Raw genomic sequence first — 18,640 nt, 5'->3', positions numbered from 1 at the left:
CCGATCTCATGGAGGGCTCGCTGACAGAGCCCTCACACGCCATGTTTTCCTGCAATGAGGACAATGATGTCTGACGGCGAGAGCACTCCCACGCCCCCCAATCCGGCCGCCAACGGCTCCTCTGAACCCTCGATCGACACCATCCTGCGCATCCCGGTGAACATGCAGGTCGTGCTGGGTTCGGCCACCATGCCGGTCGCCAACTTGATGAAGCTCGGCCGTGGCCAGGTCGTCGCGCTCGACCACCGGGTCGGCGAGCCGGTCGACATCGTCGTCAACGGCCGCGTCATCGCCCGCGGCGAAGTGGTGGTGGTGGACGACGACTCCTCGCGCTTCGGCGTGTCGCTCACCGAGATTGTCGGCCCGGCCGGCGGCGAGGGGTAACCGATGCCCGCCGCCGCCGCCGCTGCCACCGCACAAGCGCCCGCGCTCCCCATGCGGCCGCTGTCCAATGTCGAGAAGGTGGCCACCGTTCTCATGACCATGGGTCAGCAGGCGGCCGGCGAGGTGATGAAACACCTCGAGCCGTCGGAGCTTCGCACGGTGACCCATGCGATGGCCGAGCTGCGACCGGTCCCGGTCCACCAGATCGAGCAGCTCGTCGAGGAGTTCCTGACCCAGTTCGGCATCGGCACCAATATCGTCGGCGATTCGTCGATGGTGCAGAAGATGCTGGAGGGGATCCTGCCGCCCGAGCAGATCCAGGACATCATCTCGGAGATGGAAGGGCGGGTAAACCAATCCATCTGGGACAAGATGAGCGGCCTCTCGGAAGGCTCGCTGGTGCCCTACCTCCTCAACGAGCACCCGCAGACCGCCGCGCTCATCCTCACCAAGCTCGCCCCGCCCACCGCCGCGAAGGTGATGAGCGAGTTCCCCAAGGAGCTGCGCGATTCGGTCGCCCGGCGCATGCTGACCACCAAAGCCGTCGTCGAGGATGCGCTGAAGCTGGTGGAGAAGGCCCTCTACGAGGACTTCATGGTCAACCTCTCGCTCTCGGGCGGGGGCGACAGCCATGCCAGGATGGCCGACATCATCAACAAGATGGACCGCGAACACATGGAGGCCCTGCTCGACGGGCTGGGCAACACGCACCCCAAGTCCGCCGAGATCCTGCGTTCGCTGCTCTTCACGTTCGACGACATCATCAAGCTGGCCCCCAAGGCGCTCACCACGTTGTTCGACAACATCGACAACACGGACCTCGTCATGGCGCTCAAGGGGACGGATGCGCAGTTCCGCAGCCAGGTGCTGTCCTGCCTCGCGGCACGGACGCGGCGCATGGTCGAGCAGGAGCTGGCCTCCGGCGAGGCGGCGACCGGGCGCGAGGTCAACGAGGCGCGGCGCAAGATCACCGACCTCGCCCTCGCGATGGGTCAGCGTGGCGAGATCGACCTGTCCACCGGGGACGAGGACGGGGGCCTGTTGCAGTAGGCCCCCTCCGGCCCGGCCACCCCGCCGGGTGCGGTCGATGAACGGCCGCATGTGTAGCGCACACCACCTCGCAGGGTGTTCCGCCGATGACCGGCGGCGCGCTCTGCCCGGCCGGGAGAGGGCGAATGGCGGACCAACCCGACAGCTCCGAAAAGACAGAAGACGCGACCCCGAAGAAGATCGAGGACTCGCTCAAGAAGGGGCAGACGCCGTTCTCCAAGGAGGCGCCGGCCTTCGCCTCGCTCCTCGGCATCCTCACCGTGCTCGGCGTCATGGTGAGCGACCAGACGCGCGATCTGATGGCGGCGATGTCGCGCCTGATGGACAACGCCGCCAGCTACGACCTGGGCCAGGGCGCGGACGTCACCGCGCTCTTCCTCGACGTCTACCGGTCGGCGGCGATCTTCGTGCTGCCGATCGTCACGCTCCTCGCCGTCTTCGGACTCGCGGCAGGGTTTGCCCAATCCTCGCCACGCATTGTGGGCGAGCGCGTCCGGCCGAAGCTGGAGCGCATCTCCATCAAATCCGGGGCGAAGCGCATCTTCGGGAGCCAGAGCGTCGTGGAATTCCTCCGCTCTCTGTTCAAGTTCGCGATGATCGGCAGCATCGCCTTCCTGCTCCTGCGCAGCGAGGTGCCGATGGTGATCCGCGCCGTGTTCGTGGACCCCACGCTGCTGCCCTCGCAGATCCTGTCGATCTCGATCCGCCTCCTGTCCACCATCTGCGCGGCGACGATCATCCTGGTGGCCGCCGACCTCACCTGGACGCGCATGAAGTGGCGGCGCGACCTGAAGATGACGCGCCGCGAGGTGAAGGACGAGCTGAAGCAGTCGGAGGGCGATCCGATCCTCAAGGCGCGCATGCGCTCGGCGCAGAAGGACCGCTCGCGCCGGCGGATGCTGACCGCGGTGCCGCAGTCGACCGTCGTCATCGCCAACCCGACGCACTATGCCGTCGCCCTCGCATACCAGCGGGCGGCCGGCGGGGCACCGAAGGTGGTGGCCAAGGGGGTCGACGCGGTGGCGCTGAAGATCCGCGAGCTGGCGGAGGGGGCGGAGGTCCCGGTGGTGGAGAACCCGCCGCTCGCCCGCGCGCTCTACTATGCGGTGGAGGTGGACCGGTTCATCCCCGAGGACTTCTACCGCGCCGTCGCCCAGGTTCTCTACTACATCTACTCCAAGGACGGCGACGCCGCCGCCGCCGCCCGGCCGGCCTTCTGATGCATGCCGGCGCGTCCGCGCTCGCTTGCAGGTCCGGAGCCCCAGCGCGCCCCCGCCTCGCCGCACCCATGCGCGCGCTCCCTGGAGCTGCGCCCGCGCCTGCGCTAGGATGATCCCCCGCAGGCCCCTCCCCGCCCATGACGATGCCTCCACGCGACCCACGAGCCGAGCCCTCGCCCTCTGCCGCACCGTCGAGCGAGCGGGAGAAGATGCTGGCGGGCGCGCCCTACCTCGCCAGCGACCCCGAGCTGTCGGCGCTCTACGCCGCGGCGCAGGGCCTGGTCACGACGTTCAACGGCATCCGCGCCGACGATACGCCCGCGCTGACGGCCGTGTTGTCGCGGCTCCTCGGCCGGCTCGGCGCGGGGGCGGTGGTGCGGCCCAGCTTCCGCTGCGACTACGGCGTCCACATCGCGATCGGCCCCGCAACCTTCGTCAATTACGATTGCGTCTTTCTCGACTGCGCGTGGATCACCATCGGCACCGAGGTGCAGATCGCGCCGGGCGTCCACCTCTACACCGCGACGCACCCGCTGGACGCGGCGACCCGCCGCTCCGGCCTGGAATTGGCACGGCCGATCACCATCGGCGACGGCGCCTGGCTGGGCGGGCGCGTGGTGGTGTGCCCGGGCGTGACGATCGGCGAGAACACCGTCGTCGCCGCCGGCAGCGTGGTGACGAAAGATCTGCCGCCCGGCGTGCTGGCCGCGGGCAGCCCCTGCCGGGTGATCCGCCCGCTCTGACCGCGGGCCGGCCCGCGGCCGGCCGCCGGCGACGCCGTGATTTCCGCCGATCGCGGCATAGCTGCTAGCGCCCATCCAGCCCCGCACAAGCAGCTATCCGTACGGTGCCCCCGTTCCTTGATGAACGGAGCCCCGAATCCGACCATGACCGTTGGAGCCATCCCCCAAGCATCCGCGGCGATTGGGCCGCTGTACGTGATGGACCTCGCCAGCCGCAAAGCCAACTGGGCCACCGTCCGGCAGGCCGCGATCGCTGGCAATATCGCGAACTCGAACACCCCCGGCTACAAGGCGCGCGACATCGACTCCTTCGTCGCCAAGAGCGACAAGACGCAGCTTCAGATGGCTGCGACGCGTCGCGATCACATGACCATCTCGCCGACCCGCCTCAGCGCCGGCGACCTCTCCCGCCAGGACGGGTGGGACATGAAACACTCGGCCAACAACGTCTCGTTGGACGAGCAGCTGATGATGGCGGACGAGACCGCCCGCGACCATCAGCTCTCGTTGCAGGTGATGGGCACGTTCCATCGCATGCTGCTCACCTCGGTGAGCTTCCGATGACGGGCGGTGCCGATCCGCTGGCCATGGTGTCCCGCCTGTCGGGCGCCGGCCTCGAAGCGCAGTCATACCGGCTGCGCGTCGTGTCGGAAAACATCGCCAACGTGCAATCCACCGGCGCCACGCCGGGGGCGGACCCCTACCAGCGCAAGACGATCGTCTTCGGCGCCGAGCTCGACCGCGACATCGGCGCGCTGTCGGTCCGGGTGAAGAAGACCGCGCTGGACGATGCCCCCTTCGTCCTGGAGCACGACCCCAACCACCCGGCGGCGGACGCGGACGGCAACGTCAAGCGGCCGAACGTGAACCTTCTGACCGAGATGGCGGACATGCGCGAGGCCAACCTCTCCTACGAGGCCAACCTCCAGATGATGAAGCGTGCCCGCTCGATGATCAACCAGACCATTGACCTCCTGAGGAGCGGCTCATGATGAACGTCTCCCCCATCGGCGGCGCCGAAACCGGCGTCCGCCCGATCGATCCGACCGGCGGCGGCGCCACCGTCGGCGACAGCTTCGAATCGATGTTCGCCAAGATCGCCACCAACGCGCGCGACGCGATGCGCGCCGGCGAGGCGGCGGCGATCTCCGGTGTCAGCGGCGACAGCTCCGTGCAGGAGGTCGTCCAGTCGCTGATGTCGGCCGAGGAGCACCTGCGGGCGGCGGTGGCCGTGCGCGACCGCGTGGTCTCCGCCTACCAGGAAATCGCTCGGATGCAGATCTAGGCCGCCCGGCGCGCCTCGATTTCGCAGCCAGGATCCGCCGGGACCGCCCGGCGGCCCATTCCCCCATTCGCCACGCATTTGAAGGAGCGCCGCCATGAAGGCTCTCGCCATCGCCGCGACCGGCATGAGCGCACAGCAGACGAACCTCGAGGTGATCGCCAACAACGTGGCGAACATCAACACGACCGGCTTCAAGCGCTCGCGCGCCGAGTTCGCCGACCTGCTCTACCAGACCGACCGTGCCCAGGGCGTACCCAACCGCGGCGGCGAGCTGCCGGTGCCGGAAGGCGCGCGCATCGGCCTGGGCGTGCGCACCATCGCGGTGCGCAACCTGCACGAACAGGGTTCGCTGAAGCAGACCAGCAACCCGCTCGACGTCGCCATCAACGGCCGCGGCTGGTTCCAGATCACCGGCCCGGACGGCGAGACGCTCTACACCCGCGCCGGCTCCTTCAATCTCGGCCCCGACGGCGAGATCATCACCCTCGACGGCTACCAGGTGGATCCCGGCATCACCGTGCCGCAGGAGACGGTCAAGGTCATCATCAACCAGTCGGGCGAGGTCTACGCGCACCTGCACAACCAGGTCGACCCGCAGCTGCTGGGGCAGATCAGCGTGGCGACCTTCGCCAACGACGCGGGCCTCTACGCGCTGGGCGACAACCTCTTCCGCGAGACGCCGGCCTCCGGCCAGCCGACGCTCGGCTTCCCCGGCGAGGACGGCTTCGGCGCGGTGCAGCAGGGGTACCTCGAGGCCTCCAACGTGGACGCGGTGAAGGAGATCACCGAACTGATCTCGGCCCAGCGCGCCTACGAAATGAACTCCAAGGTGATCCAGACCGCCGACGAGATGGCCTCCACCGTCGCCAAGGGCATTCGCTGATGATCGCCGCGCGGACGCTTCTCCCGATCGGCGGCGCCGCGCTGGCGCTCGCCCTCGCCTTCACGCCGGCGGCGGCCACGGACCAGTCCGGCGGCCTGCTGCCGGTGCCGGCCGTCACCATCAATCGCGGCGAGGTCGTCTCGCCGGAGATGCTGACGGAAAAGCACTTCTACTTCGATCCCAACCGCCCGCTGGCGGTGCTGACCGACCCGTCGCTCGCCCTCGGGCGGCAGGCGCGGCGCACCCTGCGTGCCGGCAAGCCCATCCCGCTCAACGCTTTCCAGAGCGCCAAGCTGGTCTTCCGCGGCACGCCCACCGAGGCGCGTTTCCGCATGGGCAACCTCACCATCACGACCACCGTCCTGCCCCAGGACGACGGCGGCGCCGGCGATATCGTGCGGGCCCGCAACCTCGATTCCAACCGGATCATCTCCGGCGTGGTCGGCATGGACGGCGCGATCGAGGTGTCGGCCCCATGACGCGCCTCCTCACCCTCTTCGCCGCGGTGCTGGCGCTCGTGCTGACCGCAGGCGCTCCCGGCGCCGCGGACGGCTCGCGCATCAAGGACATCACCACCGTCCAGGGCGTGCGCGACAACCAGCTGATCGGCTACGGCCTCGTCATCGGCCTGCAAGGGACCGGCGACACGCTGCGCAACGCCCCCTTCACCGAGCAGGCGCTGAAATCCATGCTCGACCGGATGGGAGTCGCGGTGCGCGGCGTGCCGCTGCGCGCGCAGAACGTCGCCGCCGTCACCGTCACCGCCACGTTGCCGCCCTTCGTCGGCGTCGGCTCGCGGATCGACGTCGCGGTCTCCTCGATCGGCGACGCTACGTCGCTGCGCGGCGGCACGCTCGTCGTCACCCCGCTGACGGGCGGCGACGGCCAAGTCTACGCCGTGGCGCAGGGCCAGGTGCAGACCTCCGGCGTCAACGTCGAGGGTGAGGCGGCGCAGCTGACCCAAGGCGTCGCCACCGCCGGGCGCGTGCCCAACGGCGCGCTGGTGGAGCGGCGGGTTCCGGGCACGCTCGTCGGCATCGACAAGCTGGTGCTGGAGCTCAACAACCCCGATTATCGCACCGCCGCCAAGATCGCCGACGCCATCAACGAGTACACGCAGCGCCGCTGGGGTGCGCGCATCGCCGCCGAGCGGGACCTGCGGACCGTCGTCCTCAACAAGCCCGCCAGCGTCGGCGCCACGCGCTTCCTCGCCGAGATCGGCCAACTCGCGGTGCAGACCGACGCGCCGGCCCGCGTGGTCGTCGACCAGGCGACCGGCACCGTCGTCATCGGCGCCAACGTGCGGGTCTCCACCGTCGCCCTCGCGCACGGCAACCTGACCCTGCGCGTCGCCGAGAGCCCGACCGTCGTGCAGCCCGATCCGTTCTCCTACGGCGAGACCGCGGTCGAGCCCAACACCTTCGTCTCGGCCGAAGAGGAAGGCGGCAAGATCGCCATCGTCGACGGCACCGATCTCCAGACGCTGGTGCACGGCCTCAACCGCATCGGCCTCAAGCCGACGGACATCATCTCGATCCTTCAAACCATCAAGACCGCAGGCGCCCTTCAAGCGGAGCTGATCGTCCAATGACCCATCCCCTGACCCACGGAGCCAGTGCGGTGGCGCTGGCGATCGCCCTCCTCGCCACCCCCTTCGCCGCCCCCGGTGCGCGCGCGCAGGACTCGGCCGCCGCCGCCTACTGCACCAACCTCGCCGACGAGGCCGGCGACGCCCGCTTCGCCCGCAAGCTCGCCCGCCTGCAAGAGGCCGAGGACCAGGTGAACGCCCGCCTCCAGGCGCTGGAGGCCAAGCGCCAGGAGTACGAGAGCTGGCTGTCGCGCCGCGAGAAGTTCCTCAAGCTCGCCGAGGAGAACCTCGTCGCGATCTACGCCGGCATGCGGCCCGACGCGGCCTCCGCCCAGCTCGCCGAAATGCACGAGCTGCAGGCCGCGGCGGTGATCGCCAAGGTCTCGCCGCGCACCGCCAGCGCCATCCTCAACGAGATGGAGGCCGCCAAGGCCGCGCGCATCGCCGCGATCATGGCCGGCCTGTCGCGCGACGATATCGAGGGGATGCCATCGTGAGACGCGCCATCCTCTTCGGCGCCACGGCGATCACGCTCGCCGGGTGCGCGGACGGCACGCCGATGGTGAAGCCGCCGCTCACCCCGGTCGGCTCCGGCCTCGAGGCGACGCGGGTGCCGATGTCCAGCGCGATCGAGGTCGCGGGGCTGGGCGATCCGACCTCGCTTTACGGCCGGCGCACGCGCGAGCTGCTGACCGACGTGCGCGCCAGCAACGTGGGCGACACGCTCACCGTGGTGATCCAGCTCGACGACCGCGCCTCGTTCGACAATGAATCCGAGCGCACCCGCGAGTCCGACGCCGACCTCGACTTCGGCCTCGACGTGACCGGCCAGGGCTTCGACGGGCCGGAGGGGTCGGCCTCGGCCGCCCTCATCGGCGGCGTCGGCTCCACGTCCAACTACAAGGGCACGGGCGCGATCGACCGTTCCGAGAAGTTGCGCCTGCGGGTGGCGGTGGTGGTGAAGGAGGTGCTGCCCAACGGCAACATCTTCATCTCCGGCAGCCAGGAGATCCGCGTCAACGACGAGCTTCGCGAGCTGACCGTCGCCGGGATCGTCAACCCGCTCGACGTCACCCGGCTCAACACCGTGGACTACGAGCGCATTGCCGAGGCCCGCATCTCCTACGGCGGCCGCGGCCGCCAGAGCGAGGTCCAATCCCCCAACTGGGGTCAGCAGATCTACGACAGAGTGGTGCCCTTCTGATGGAAGACGACGTCACGGCAGATGAACTGGCGACTGACGACGGCAAGAAAAAAGGCGGCATGATGGGGACGATCCTCGCCGCCGTTGTCGTCACGCTGATGGGCGGCGCCGCGGGCGCGGGCCTCGGAATGATGCAGGTGGACACCATCGCCACCGTCGCCACCAAGCGCGCCAACGAGGCCCCGGTCGAAAAGCCGGCCCTCGCCTGGAGCAAGGAGACGACGGTGACGCGGCTTCAGCCGATGATCACCAACCTCGCCTCGCCGCCCGGCGCGCGCATCCGCCTCGAAACGGCGATGGTGTTCGACGTCGCCGCGGTGGAGGACGTGGAGCGCATGAAGGCGACGCTCTCCACCGACCTCATCGCCTTCCTGCGCACGGTGTCGCTGGGCGAGCTGATCGGCGCCTCGGCCTACAACCACCTGCGCGACGACCTCAACGAGCGCGTCCGCGCCGCCTCCAGCGGCACGGTCAACGAACTCCTGATCGAGACCATGGTCCTCCAATAAGGATTGGTACCGGAAAATGACTTTCCGCCTTGCGCGTCATGTGCTTATCGCCGCCATGATGGCGACCCCGCTCGTCCTCGTCGCCGGCGCCGCCGCCGCCCAGCAGCTCGACCTGTCGGAGCTCTTGCCGGCCGGTGGCGGCTCGGCCTCGGGCCGCATCATCCAGTTCGTCGCGCTCATCACGATCCTGTCGCTGGCGCCCGGACTCCTCATCATGGTGACGAGTTTCACGCGGATGATCGTGGCGCTGTCGTTCCTGCGCACCGGCCTCGGCCTGCAGACGACGCCGGCCAACGTGGTGGTCATCTCGCTGGCCCTCTTCATGACCTTCTACGTCATGGGTCCGGTGTTCGACCGGGCCTGGGAGGACGGCGTCAAGCCGCTGACGCAGAACGAGATCTCCGAGGAGGAGGCCTACACCCGCGTCACCGAGCCGTTTCGCGAGTTCATGCTGCAACACGTTCGCGCGCGCGACCTGGAGCTCTTCGCCGACCTCGCCGGCGTGTCGCCGACATCTGAGAAGGTGACGGAGCTGCGCACACTGGTGCCGGCCTTCATGATCTCCGAGCTGCGCCGCGGCTTCGAGATCGGCTTCCTGGTGCTTCTGCCGTTCCTGGTGATCGACCTCATCGTCGCAACGCTCATCATGTCGATGGGCATGATGATGATGCCGCCCACGGTGATCGCGCTGCCGTTCAAGATCCTGTTCTTCGTCCTGATCGACGGGTGGAACCTCATCGTCGGCTCGCTGGTGCGCTCCTTCGTGTAGGCTGGGCCGCGGGGTCGGACCAGCGCCCCGCGGCCCCCGCACTCACCCCAGCGGCGGCTGGCCGTTGGAGGCCGACAGGCCGCCGTCCACGGGCAGGACGACACCGTTGACGAAGCCGGCGTCTGCCGACGCCAGGAAGGTGATCACCGCCGCCACTTCCGCCGGCTCCGCGCCGCGGCCCAGCGGGATGCGCTCGGCGAACTTGCCCATCTTCTCCTTGTCGCGGCGCAGGTCGTCGGCCATGTCGGTCATCGTCAGCGTGGGTGCCACGGCGTTCACGCGCACGCCGCTGCGGCTGGCGTCGAGGGCGAGCGCACGCGTCATGTTGGAGACCGCACCCTTGGCCGCGTTGTAGGCGAACATGCCCCAGTCTCCGCCCAGGCCCGAGACGGACGACGTGTTGACCACGTTGCCCTTCGAGGCCTTGAGCGAGGCCCAGGCGGCGCGCGTGGCGTAGAACACACCGTCGACGTCGATCGCCATCGCCTTGCGGTACTCGTCGATGTCGATCTGGTCGATCATGCCCATGGTGGCGACGCCGGCGTTGTTCACCAGGACGTCGACCGCGCCGAAGGTCTCCAGCGTCGTCTTCACCATGCGCTGCGCGTCGTCCCAGTCGGAGATGTCGGCGACGACGACCAGCGAGGGCGCCCCGGCGAGGCCGGCCTGCACGCTCTCCAGCTTGCGTTCCGTGCGGCCGACGAGAACGACGTTGGCGCCCTCCTTCGCGAACCGCTCGACCGTCGCCGCGCCGATGCCGGACCCGGCGCCGGTGACGATCACGGTCTTGCCTTGGAAACGGGTCATGTTGGCTCCTTCCTGTGGCGCCCGCGGCGGGCGCCGATCGCAGGGCCAACCGCCGGCCGCGCGCTGGCGTTCCCGGGACGCAGGGTCGCCCCGCCTGGGACGCCCGGCCGCTTGCGTGAGCCACGCGGTGCGCCCATGGCGAACGCAACACAGAAATAGCTTTACGCGATCCCAAATTTACCCAGCTTCGAGAAAGGTCGCTCGCCTATACAGTGGGTGTGCGCAGGTTGGCGGCGCAAACAGTCAAGCCCGCCAATGACATGAGGTCCACCCTGCGAGCCAGTACGGCATGTTTCACCTCAGTTTGTATTGCGTAGAGGACGAAACAATGACCAGCATTCTCACCAACGCCGGTGCCATCTCCGCCCTTCGGAACCTGCAGACCGTCAACGCCTCGCTCGAGAAGACCAACGAGCGGATCGGGACGGGCCTGCGCGTGAACTCCGCGGCCGACAATGCGACCTATTGGAAGCTTGCGACCACGGCGCGGTCGGAGAACGCCATCGACGAGGCGCTGCGCGACTCGCTCGGTGTCGGCAAGGCGCTGATGGGGACCGTCGAAGCGACCATGGAAGCGACGGTGACGGAACTTCAGGACCTCCAGACGCTGCTCACCACGGCACGTCAGGCCGGCACTGACCGCACCTCGATCCAGAGCGAGATCAACGGCATCGTCAGCCGTCTCGTCGCTCTCGCCGCGACGGAACCGATGGACGGTGTGACGCTGTTCACCGAAGACCCGGCCACGAACAGCGACATCACCTACCTGACCTCGGTCAACCACTCCGCGACCACCTCGTTCGGATCGATCACCGTCGATACGGACAAGTTCATCCTGACCGACGACACGACCACGAACGGTATCCTCAACCCGGGTGCGACCACGATCAACTCGCTCAGCGGCACCACGATCAGCGCGCTGACCGACGCCAATGCCGCGGCGACGATCGACCCGTATCTCGGCATTGTGGACGGAGCCATCGCCGCGGCGATCTCCGGTGCTCAGGAAGCGGGTGCTGCTCTGTCGGCTCTCGAGTCGGCCGAGAACTACCTGAACTCCATGATCGACGCCCGCACGGTCGCCATCGGCGATCTGGTGGACGCCAACATGGAGCAAGAGTCCACGAAGCTTCGCGCCCTGCAGACGCAGCAGCAGCTCGCCATCGAGTCGCTGTCGATCGCCAACTCGCAGAGCGCGTCGATTCTCGGCCTCTTCCGCTAAAATCCTTCACACTCGAAGGAAAGGGTCGCCCTCGGGCGGCCCTTTTTTTGTGTCCGCGCGAAGGCTTTCGCGAAGCTGATATTCGTGGCCCCTCGCCTGCCGGCCGCCGGGCGACGCGCTAGTTCGTGGATCGAGGGCGGTGGGGACGCGCCGCGGGGCACCCCAGCCGCGCAACCGACGGGAGGCACCGCGCATGACACGGATCGACGATTGCACCTGGTCCCCGGCCGACGACGGCCTCGACGAGCCGTGCCCGGAGCGCGACACCGTCGGCCGCCATGTCGGCGCGGGCGCGCTCCGGGCGATGCGCAGCGCTCTCGGCCGCTGGGCCGGCGCGGTGGGCGAGCCGCACTCCGCCACGCCCGCGGCCCGCGACGGGTTCGACGCGGTGGTGTGCGACCGCTCCGAGCGCTCCTACCGGTTCTGACCTCGCGCCCGGCCGGGGAATCGGCGACGCGGCGGGGGCGCGCCGCTACGCGAAAACTGAAAGCGACGCGAATCGGCGGTTTTTCGCGGTCCGCGGCAGGCTCGAACGAGGGGATTCGCGTTTGGTAGTAGGAGCCGGGCCGTGTGGGTCCCGGCATCTGTCCCCGGTGCGCCATGACGGCGGGTCGGTTCGTACCGAGTTCGGCTTTGCCCTCGCCGCCGCACTGCCCATCGTGCGTCGGTCAGCCTCCAATGTATCGAGTAGAGGAAGCTTCGCGATGAGACGCTTTCATCCCCCCGGCCCGTTGCTGGCCATGTCGGCGGCCAACGACAACGCCGCCCCCATCACACGGGACCTGCCGACCCCGCTCGCCCGGCGGGGCACGTCCGCGTGCGGCACGGCCATCGCCGTGGCGCCAGGTGTCCTGGAAGAATTGCGCAACCTCAATGCCCACCGCGTCCGCTACGCCGAAGCCCTCGCCGGCCTCGTCGCCACGCGGACGCGGCTGGAGGAGACGCTGGGCGAATTCCGGTAGGCGGCGGCAGGGCGAGCGAACTCGGACGAATCGGCTCGGGACAGAACGAAGCAGGATGCAGGTTATGACGACCATCTATTCCAACGTCAGCGCGCTCTCCACGTTGCGCGAGATCAATTCCGCGCTGGAGACCACCTCCGAGCGCATCGCCACCAGCCGGCGCATCAACACCGCCAGCGACGGCGCGGCGCTGTGGGCCATCGCCCGCACGCTGGAGAACGACATCTCGATGTCCTCCACGATCACCGAGCAGCTCGGGGTGGCCGACGCGACGCTGAGCGCGGCCTCCGCCGGCCTCACGTCGGCCAACGGAACGTTGCAGGACATCCGCGACAACCTCGTCCTCGCGCGGGCCAACGGCGCCGACCGTGCGACCCTCCAGACCGAGATCGACGGCCTGATCTCCACCCTCCAGGCCACGGCCACGCAGGCCGACGTCGGCAACGTGGAGATCCTCAACCAGAGCGCCTCGGGCAGCTACCAGGCGGTGAAGTCGTTCGTGGCCAACGTCCACAGCTCGGGCGGCTCCACCACGGTCAGCGAGATCGACCTCGACGTGCGCGGCGTCGCCCTCCTCAACGCCAACGCGGACGTCGGCATCCTGGAGGAATCGCGCACGGTGAACGGCACCACCTCCACCGTCCTCGCCATCGACGTCTCCGCCCTCACCGACGCGGCCGGCGACATCCAGACCATCGACGACCTGATCGCCATCGTCGACGCGGCGATGAGCGACGTGACCGACGCCGGGGCGATGGTGGGCGCGGCAATCAACCAGGTGGAATCGCACGGGGCCATGGTGAGCGCGATGGCGAGCGCGCGCGAGGAGGCGCTCAACACCCTCGTCGGCGCCGACCTCGAGGCGGAGGCCGCCAAGCAGGAGGCCTTGCTGGTGCGCCAGCAGCTCGCCATCGAGGCGCTGGCGATTTCCAACTCCTCGCTGTCGACGATGCTGCAACTCTTCCGATAGGTGTTTTTTATCGTCGGACGCGCCCCGGTGCGGCGCGTTCGACACAATGCCAGCTTGGGTTCACGCAACTGTGCGATTGTCGGCAGACGGTCGCCACAGGTGCGCGCCTGGTCAGATCCGTGCAAGCCGACGCCGGTATGAAAAGGCTCAAGCAGGTTGGTCGGGCGATCGCCCGTCTCGGATCCTCACCGAAGCCAAAGGCATGACGCCGCCCTGCCCGAGCCGGCCCCGCGGCATGTCTTTTCCAGAGCTTCACGAGGAAAGACGATGACGAGCCTCCTGACCAATACCGCGGCGATGGTCGCGCTTCAGACTCTCAATCAAATCAACAGGTCGCTCAACACGACCAACAACCGCGTGTCGACGGGCCTGCGCATCGCGCAAGCGGCCGATTCCGCGGCCTATTGGGCGATCGCCACCACAACCGACTCCGACAACGGCGCCCTGTCGGCCGTGCGTGACGCACTGGCGATCGGCAAGTCCACGCTCGATGTCGCCTACAGCGGCCTCGAGAGCAATCGCGACTCGCTGCAGAAGCTCAAGGAACTTCTGGTCTCGGGTCGCCAGCCGGGCGTCAATCGCGCCAATATCCAGACCGAGGTCGACGGTCTGATCACCGACATGGTGAACAAGGCCGGCGCGGCGGTCATCAACGAGCAGAACTTCCTCGAGGCCGATTCCACCGGCAACACGATCAAGGCCATCGTCGCCTCATTCGAGCGCTCGTCGGCCGGCATCGCGATCTCCACGATCGACCTCGACATCGCCAGCCTCATCATGGTCGACACCGGCGCCACCGCCGGCATCCTCGACCAGACGCGCACCATCGGCGCCGCCGGCCCGCAGCAGTTCGCCAACTCGATCCTCAGCCTCGCCGGCACGACGATCAGCAACATCACCGACTCGGTGGACGACCTCGCCCTCTTGGAGAACATCATCACCGCGGTCGACAATGCGCTGACCGAGGTGATCTCGGCGCAGAATACCGTGGGTGTGAACCTCGCCCGTGCCGAGAGCCAGGAGACGTTCGTCGCCGCGCTGATGGATGCCAACGAGCGCGCCGTCGGCGCCCTGATCGACGCCAACATGGAGGAGGAATCGACCAAGCTGCGCGCGCTGCAGACCCAGCAGCAGCTCTCGGTCGAGTCGCTGGCCATCGCCAACGCCTCCGCGCAGAACGTTCTCGCCCTCTTCCAGTAAGGGCGTCCCCTGAGCGCAGCGAGGGCCGTGCCTCACCCGCGAGGCGCGGCCCTTTGCGTTTGCCCCACACTGACGCGGCCCCGCGCCGCCCCAGACATGCTCAAGGCCGGCACCAGCAAGAGCGCTTAAGTCTTCCCGCGCAGCAGGTTGGACGGACGCACCGCCCCCGCGCACGCGCGCCGCGATCCCCAAAGGCATGAAGCCGCCCTGCCCCCGCCGACCGTCGGCATGTCTTTTCTCGAACGCAAAGGAAAGACGATGACGAGCCTTCTTACCAACACCGCGGCGATGGTCGCGCTCCAGACCCTCAACCAGATCAACTCGTCGCTCAATACGACGAACAACCGTGTGTCGACGGGCCTGCGCATCGCCCAGGCGTCCGACTCGGCCGCCTACTGGGCGATCGCCACCACCACCGACTCCGACAACGGCGCCCTCGGCACCGTCAACGACGCGCTGGCCATCGGCAAGTCGACGCTGGACGTCGTCTACAACGGCCTCGAATCGACGCGCGAGTCGTTGCAGAAGCTGAAGGAGCTTCTGGTCTCCGCACGCCAGCCGGGCGTCGACCGCCAGAACGTGCAGGTCGAAATCGACGGCCTCATCACCGACATGGTGAACAAGGCCGGCGCCTCGGTCATCAACGAGCAGAACTTCCTCTCCGTCGACACCGATGCCGCCGACTACAACGCCACCAAGGCCGTGGTCGCCTCGTTCGAGCGTGCCGCCTCCGGAATCTCGCTGTCGACCATCGACCTCGACATCACCAACGTGATCCTCGTCGATGCCGACTCCAGCGACGACGGGCACGACGGCCTCCTCGACAAGGATCGTGCGGCGGCCGGCATCGCCCAGGTCACCGACTCGGGCGGCGACACGCACGACGGCATCATGGCGCTGCGCTCCTATGTGGCGGCGGGTCCGGTGGACGTCGCCCCGATCGGCGATCTGACCGATTCGGCGGCCGATCTCACCATCCTGGAGGGCTTCATCTCCGGTGTCGACGCGGTGTTGGTGGACGTCATCTCCGCTCAGAACACGGTGGGTGTGAACCTCGCCCGCGCCGAGAGCCAGCAGACCTTCATCTCCGCGCTGATGGACGCCAACGAGCGCGCCGTCGGTGCGCTGATCGACGCCAACATGGAGGAAGAGTCCACCAAGCTGCGCGCGCTGCAGACCCAGCAGCAGCTCTCGGTCGAGTCGCTCTCCATCGCCAACGCCTCGGCGCAGAACGTCCTCGCCCTCTTCCGCTAATCACCCTCGATCGCACGACAGAGCCGCGCTCCCACACCGGGAGCGCGGCTTTTTTGATTCATTTTCGATGTCCGACCAGTATCCCCTCACCGTATCCCAGGCCCGGCCCAGCGTCGTGACCTAGCACTACGCTCACAGCAGGTTGGTTCGACGCGCGCCCCGCACGGGGTCTGCCGTGTGTCCAAAGGTATGAGGCCGCCCTGCCAACGCCGAGCGTCGGCATGTCTTTCTCACGTAGTCAAAGGAAAGACGATGACGAGCCTACTCACGAACACCGCGGCCATGGTCGCGCTGCAGACCCTCAACCAGATCAACTCATCGCTCAACACGACGAACAACCGTGTCTCGACCGGCCTGCGCATCGCCCAGGCCCAGGACTCGGCCGCCTATTGGGCGATCGCGACCACCACGGCGTCCGACAATGGGGCCCTCGGCGCCGTCACCGACGCGCTCTCGATCGGCATCTCGACGCTCGACGTCGTCTACAACGGCCTCGAAACCACGCGCGACAGCCTACAGAAGATGAAGGAGCTGATGGTCTCGGCGCGGCAGCCGGGCGTCAACCGCACCAACGTCTCGGTCGAGCTCGCCGGCCTCATCACCGACATGGCCAACAAGGCCGGCGCCTCGGTGATCAACGAGCAGAACTTCCTCGAAGTCGACATGGACACCTACAACGCCACGAAGGCCGTCGTGGCCTCGTTCGAGCGTTCGGCCGCCGGGATCTCCATTTCCACCATCGACCTCGACATCTCCTCGATCATCCTCGTCGACACCGACTCTGGCGTTGATGGCGAGGGGGGCATCCTCGACAAGGATCGCACCACCGACTCGGCCGGCAACGTCTACGGGTCGGGCAACACCTACCAGATCGACGGGCTCGCCCCGCTGGTGGCCGCCGTGACCGATTCGGTGGCCGACCTTGCCGAACTGGAGGAGATGATCGATTCGGTCGATCAGGCGCTGGTCGAGGTGATCGCCGCGCAGAACACGGTCGGTGTGAACCTCGCCCGCGCCGAGTCGCAGAAGACGTTCGTCGATGCGCTGATGGATGCCAACGATCGCGCCGTCGGCTCGCTGATCGACGCCAACATGGAGGAAGAATCCACCAAGCTGCGTGCGTTGCAGACTCAGCAGCAGCTCTCGGTCGAATCGCTCTCCATCGCCAACGCCTCGGCGCAGAACGTCCTCGCCCTCTTCCGCTAAGGCGCGGCTCCCACGTGACGTTTCAGAGGCCGCACCCCGCCGGGGTGCGGCCTTTCTTCGTTTACGAGGCGGGCGCCGGGGGCACCGGGCGCGGCCAGTCCCGCGTCAGCGTCCAGGCGTAGATAGACAGCGGCTGCAGGTTGGTCGGGCGTCCCATTCGCCCGTAACACGGCGCGTGCGCCGCCTTTGCCAAAGGAATGCTTCCGCCCTGCTCCAGCCGATCGTCGGCATGTCTTTCTCACTCGATCAAAGGAAAGACGATGACGAGCCTACTCACGAACACCGCGGCCATGGTCGCGCTGCAGACCCTCAACCAGATCAACTCCTCGCTCAACACGACCAATAACCGGGTCTCGACCGGTCTGCGCATCGCCCAGGCCCAGGACTCGGCGGCCTATTGGGCGATCGCCACCACGACCGCGTCCGACAACGGCGCGCTGTCGTCGGTCAAGGACGCGCTGGCCATCGGCCGCTCGACCCTCGACGTCATGTACAACGGCCTGGAATCGACCCGCGAGAGCCTTCAGAAGATGAAGGAACTCCTGGTGTCGGCGCGTCAGCCGGGCGTCGACCGGACCAACGTGCAGGTCGAAATCGACGGCCTTCTCACCGACATGCAGAACAAGGCCGGCGCCTCGGTCATCAACGAGCAGAACTTCCTGGCCGTTGATTCCTCGGCGGCGTCCTGGAACGCCACGAAGGCGGTGGTCGCCTCCTTCGAGCGTTCCTCTGCCGGGATCTCGATCTCCACGATCGACCTCGACATCTCCAACCTGACGCTGACCGACGACCACGCCACGGCCGCCTCGAAGATCGGTATCCTCGACCAGGCCCGCGGTGTCGCCGCCACGACCGGCCCGTCCGTGCTGGCCGCTGACGCCACGGTCACCGTCCTCGACGTCGACATCAGCGCGCTGACCGACTCGATCGACGACCTGCAGCGTCTGGAGCAGTTCATCAGCCTCGTCGACGCGGCGCTGACGGACACCATCTCGGCGCAGAACACGGTGGGTGTGAACCTCGCCCGTGCCGAGAGCCAGTCGACCTTCGTGGACGCCCTGATGGACGCCAACGAGCGTGCTGTGGGCGCCCTGATCGACGCCAACATGGAAGAGGAATCGACCAAGCTGCGTGCGCTGCAGACCCAGCAGCAGCTCTCGGTGGAGTCGCTGTCGATCGCCAACGCGGCGGCGCAGAACGTCCTGGCGCTCTTCCGCTAAGCGTCCCCACGACCCGGACCGCGCGGGGCCTCTCGCGCGGTCCACCCCCTCCACGCCCGTCCCCCGGCCCGCCAGATCGGCGCGAGGCCGTGAGACCGCCGGGATGAGATCTCCCCCGCCGCTACCGCGCGACCCATGCCGGCTCGGCCCCTGGCCCGGTGCGC

General features: G+C 68.0%; 23 protein-coding genes. 22 read left to right on the top strand and 1 reads right to left on the bottom strand.

Going from position 1 to position 18,640, the window contains the following annotated elements; genetic code table 11:
* Window positions 1-66 precede the first annotated feature (66 nt).
* The 14 genes from fliN (at window position 67) to fliP (ending at window position 9,635) form a co-directional block, all read left to right on the top strand.
* Window positions 67-384 carry a flagellar motor switch protein FliN gene (fliN, locus tag MRB58_RS21200; RefSeq protein WP_371747211.1) on the top strand — a complete coding sequence of 106 codons (318 nt, stop codon included), beginning with the start codon at window positions 67-69 and terminating at the stop codon, window positions 382-384.
* A 3-nt stretch (window positions 385-387) separates the two neighbouring features.
* Window positions 388-1,434 carry a flagellar motor switch protein FliG gene (locus tag MRB58_RS21195; protein WP_244779068.1) on the top strand — a complete coding sequence of 349 codons (1,047 nt, stop codon included), beginning with the start codon at window positions 388-390 and terminating at the stop codon, window positions 1,432-1,434.
* Window positions 1,435-1,559: 125 nt separating this feature from the next.
* Window positions 1,560-2,654 carry a flagellar biosynthesis protein FlhB gene (gene flhB / locus MRB58_RS21190; RefSeq protein WP_244779067.1) on the top strand — a complete coding sequence of 365 codons (1,095 nt, stop codon included), beginning with the start codon at window positions 1,560-1,562 and terminating at the stop codon, window positions 2,652-2,654.
* 137 nt (window positions 2,655-2,791) lie between these two features.
* Window positions 2,792-3,397, top strand: coding sequence for a sugar O-acetyltransferase (locus tag MRB58_RS21185; RefSeq protein WP_244779066.1), 606 nt, complete (start codon window positions 2,792-2,794; stop codon window positions 3,395-3,397).
* A gap of 144 nt (window positions 3,398-3,541) precedes the next feature.
* Window positions 3,542-3,961, top strand: a complete 420-nt coding sequence (locus MRB58_RS21180) for a flagellar basal body protein (RefSeq protein ID WP_244779065.1) — start codon at window positions 3,542-3,544, stop codon at window positions 3,959-3,961.
* A complete protein-coding gene (flgC, locus tag MRB58_RS21175; protein WP_244779064.1) occupies window positions 3,958-4,389 on the top strand; it encodes a flagellar basal body rod protein FlgC in 432 nt (143 codons plus the stop codon). Before MRB58_RS21180 ends, flgC begins: the two co-directional genes overlap by 4 nt.
* The gene (locus tag MRB58_RS21170; RefSeq protein ID WP_244779063.1) at window positions 4,386-4,682 is read left to right on the top strand and encodes a flagellar hook-basal body complex protein FliE; all 297 of its coding nucleotides are present in this window, start codon (window positions 4,386-4,388) and stop codon (window positions 4,680-4,682) included. The genes flgC and MRB58_RS21170 overlap by 4 nt, the downstream gene beginning before the upstream one ends.
* 94 nt (window positions 4,683-4,776) lie before the next feature.
* The gene (gene flgG / locus MRB58_RS21165) at window positions 4,777-5,565 is read left to right on the top strand and encodes a flagellar basal-body rod protein FlgG (protein WP_244779062.1); all 789 of its coding nucleotides are present in this window, start codon (window positions 4,777-4,779) and stop codon (window positions 5,563-5,565) included.
* Window positions 5,565-6,044: a flagellar basal body P-ring formation chaperone FlgA gene (gene flgA / locus MRB58_RS21160; protein ID WP_244779061.1), complete on the top strand. Its 480-nt coding sequence runs from the start codon at window positions 5,565-5,567 to the stop codon at window positions 6,042-6,044. Before flgG ends, flgA begins: the two co-directional genes overlap by 1 nt.
* Window positions 6,041-7,156, top strand: coding sequence for a flagellar basal body P-ring protein FlgI (gene flgI / locus MRB58_RS21155; RefSeq protein WP_244779060.1), 1,116 nt, complete (start codon window positions 6,041-6,043; stop codon window positions 7,154-7,156). Before flgA ends, flgI begins: the two co-directional genes overlap by 4 nt.
* Window positions 7,153-7,650 (top strand): MotE family protein, encoded by a 498-nt coding sequence (locus MRB58_RS21150; protein ID WP_244779059.1) that lies wholly within the window; start codon window positions 7,153-7,155, stop codon window positions 7,648-7,650. Before flgI ends, MRB58_RS21150 begins: the two co-directional genes overlap by 4 nt.
* Window positions 7,647-8,357 carry a flagellar basal body L-ring protein FlgH gene (locus MRB58_RS21145; protein WP_244779058.1) on the top strand — a complete coding sequence of 237 codons (711 nt, stop codon included), beginning with the start codon at window positions 7,647-7,649 and terminating at the stop codon, window positions 8,355-8,357. Before MRB58_RS21150 ends, MRB58_RS21145 begins: the two co-directional genes overlap by 4 nt.
* The gene (locus MRB58_RS21140) at window positions 8,357-8,866 is read left to right on the top strand and encodes a flagellar basal body-associated FliL family protein (RefSeq protein ID WP_244779057.1); all 510 of its coding nucleotides are present in this window, start codon (window positions 8,357-8,359) and stop codon (window positions 8,864-8,866) included. Before MRB58_RS21145 ends, MRB58_RS21140 begins: the two co-directional genes overlap by 1 nt.
* Window positions 8,867-8,882: 16 nt before the next feature.
* The gene (gene fliP, locus MRB58_RS21135) at window positions 8,883-9,635 is read left to right on the top strand and encodes a flagellar type III secretion system pore protein FliP (protein WP_244779056.1); all 753 of its coding nucleotides are present in this window, start codon (window positions 8,883-8,885) and stop codon (window positions 9,633-9,635) included.
* Between the two features lie 42 nt (window positions 9,636-9,677).
* Here the strand turns inward: fliP and MRB58_RS21130 are convergent, their stop codons facing one another.
* The gene (locus MRB58_RS21130; protein WP_244779055.1) at window positions 9,678-10,442 is read right to left on the bottom strand and encodes an SDR family NAD(P)-dependent oxidoreductase; all 765 of its coding nucleotides are present in this window, start codon (window positions 10,440-10,442) and stop codon (window positions 9,678-9,680) included.
* A 328-nt stretch (window positions 10,443-10,770) separates the two neighbouring features.
* Here MRB58_RS21130 and MRB58_RS21125 point away from each other — a divergent pair, with 328 nt between their 5' ends.
* The 8 genes from MRB58_RS21125 (at window position 10,771) to MRB58_RS21090 (ending at window position 18,476) form a co-directional block, all read left to right on the top strand.
* Window positions 10,771-11,664, top strand: coding sequence for a flagellin (locus MRB58_RS21125; RefSeq protein WP_244779054.1), 894 nt, complete (start codon window positions 10,771-10,773; stop codon window positions 11,662-11,664).
* Between the two features lie 193 nt (window positions 11,665-11,857).
* Window positions 11,858-12,091, top strand: a complete 234-nt coding sequence (locus MRB58_RS21120) for a hypothetical protein (protein WP_244779053.1) — start codon at window positions 11,858-11,860, stop codon at window positions 12,089-12,091.
* 277 nt (window positions 12,092-12,368) lie between these two features.
* On the top strand, window positions 12,369-12,626 hold the full coding sequence (locus tag MRB58_RS21115; protein ID WP_244779052.1) for a hypothetical protein: 258 nt from the start codon (window positions 12,369-12,371) through the stop codon (window positions 12,624-12,626).
* Window positions 12,627-12,690: 64 nt separating this feature from the next.
* Window positions 12,691-13,596, top strand: coding sequence for a flagellin (locus MRB58_RS21110; protein ID WP_244779051.1), 906 nt, complete (start codon window positions 12,691-12,693; stop codon window positions 13,594-13,596).
* A 267-nt stretch (window positions 13,597-13,863) separates the two neighbouring features.
* Window positions 13,864-14,796: a flagellin gene (locus MRB58_RS21105; RefSeq protein ID WP_244779050.1), complete on the top strand. Its 933-nt coding sequence runs from the start codon at window positions 13,864-13,866 to the stop codon at window positions 14,794-14,796.
* 258 nt (window positions 14,797-15,054) lie between these two features.
* Window positions 15,055-16,050, top strand: coding sequence for a flagellin (locus MRB58_RS21100; protein WP_244779049.1), 996 nt, complete (start codon window positions 15,055-15,057; stop codon window positions 16,048-16,050).
* A gap of 252 nt (window positions 16,051-16,302) precedes the next feature.
* Complete coding sequence (locus MRB58_RS21095; RefSeq protein ID WP_244779048.1) at window positions 16,303-17,256, top strand: flagellin; 954 nt, start codon at window positions 16,303-16,305, stop codon at window positions 17,254-17,256.
* A gap of 260 nt (window positions 17,257-17,516) precedes the next feature.
* Window positions 17,517-18,476 carry a flagellin gene (locus MRB58_RS21090; RefSeq protein ID WP_244779047.1) on the top strand — a complete coding sequence of 320 codons (960 nt, stop codon included), beginning with the start codon at window positions 17,517-17,519 and terminating at the stop codon, window positions 18,474-18,476.
* Window positions 18,477-18,640 lie beyond the last annotated feature (164 nt).

The organism is Acuticoccus sp. I52.16.1 (genome assembly GCF_022865125.1).
GTDB lineage: Bacteria > Pseudomonadota > Alphaproteobacteria > Rhizobiales > Amorphaceae > Acuticoccus.
This window is presented reverse-complemented; position numbering and strand designations above follow the sequence as displayed.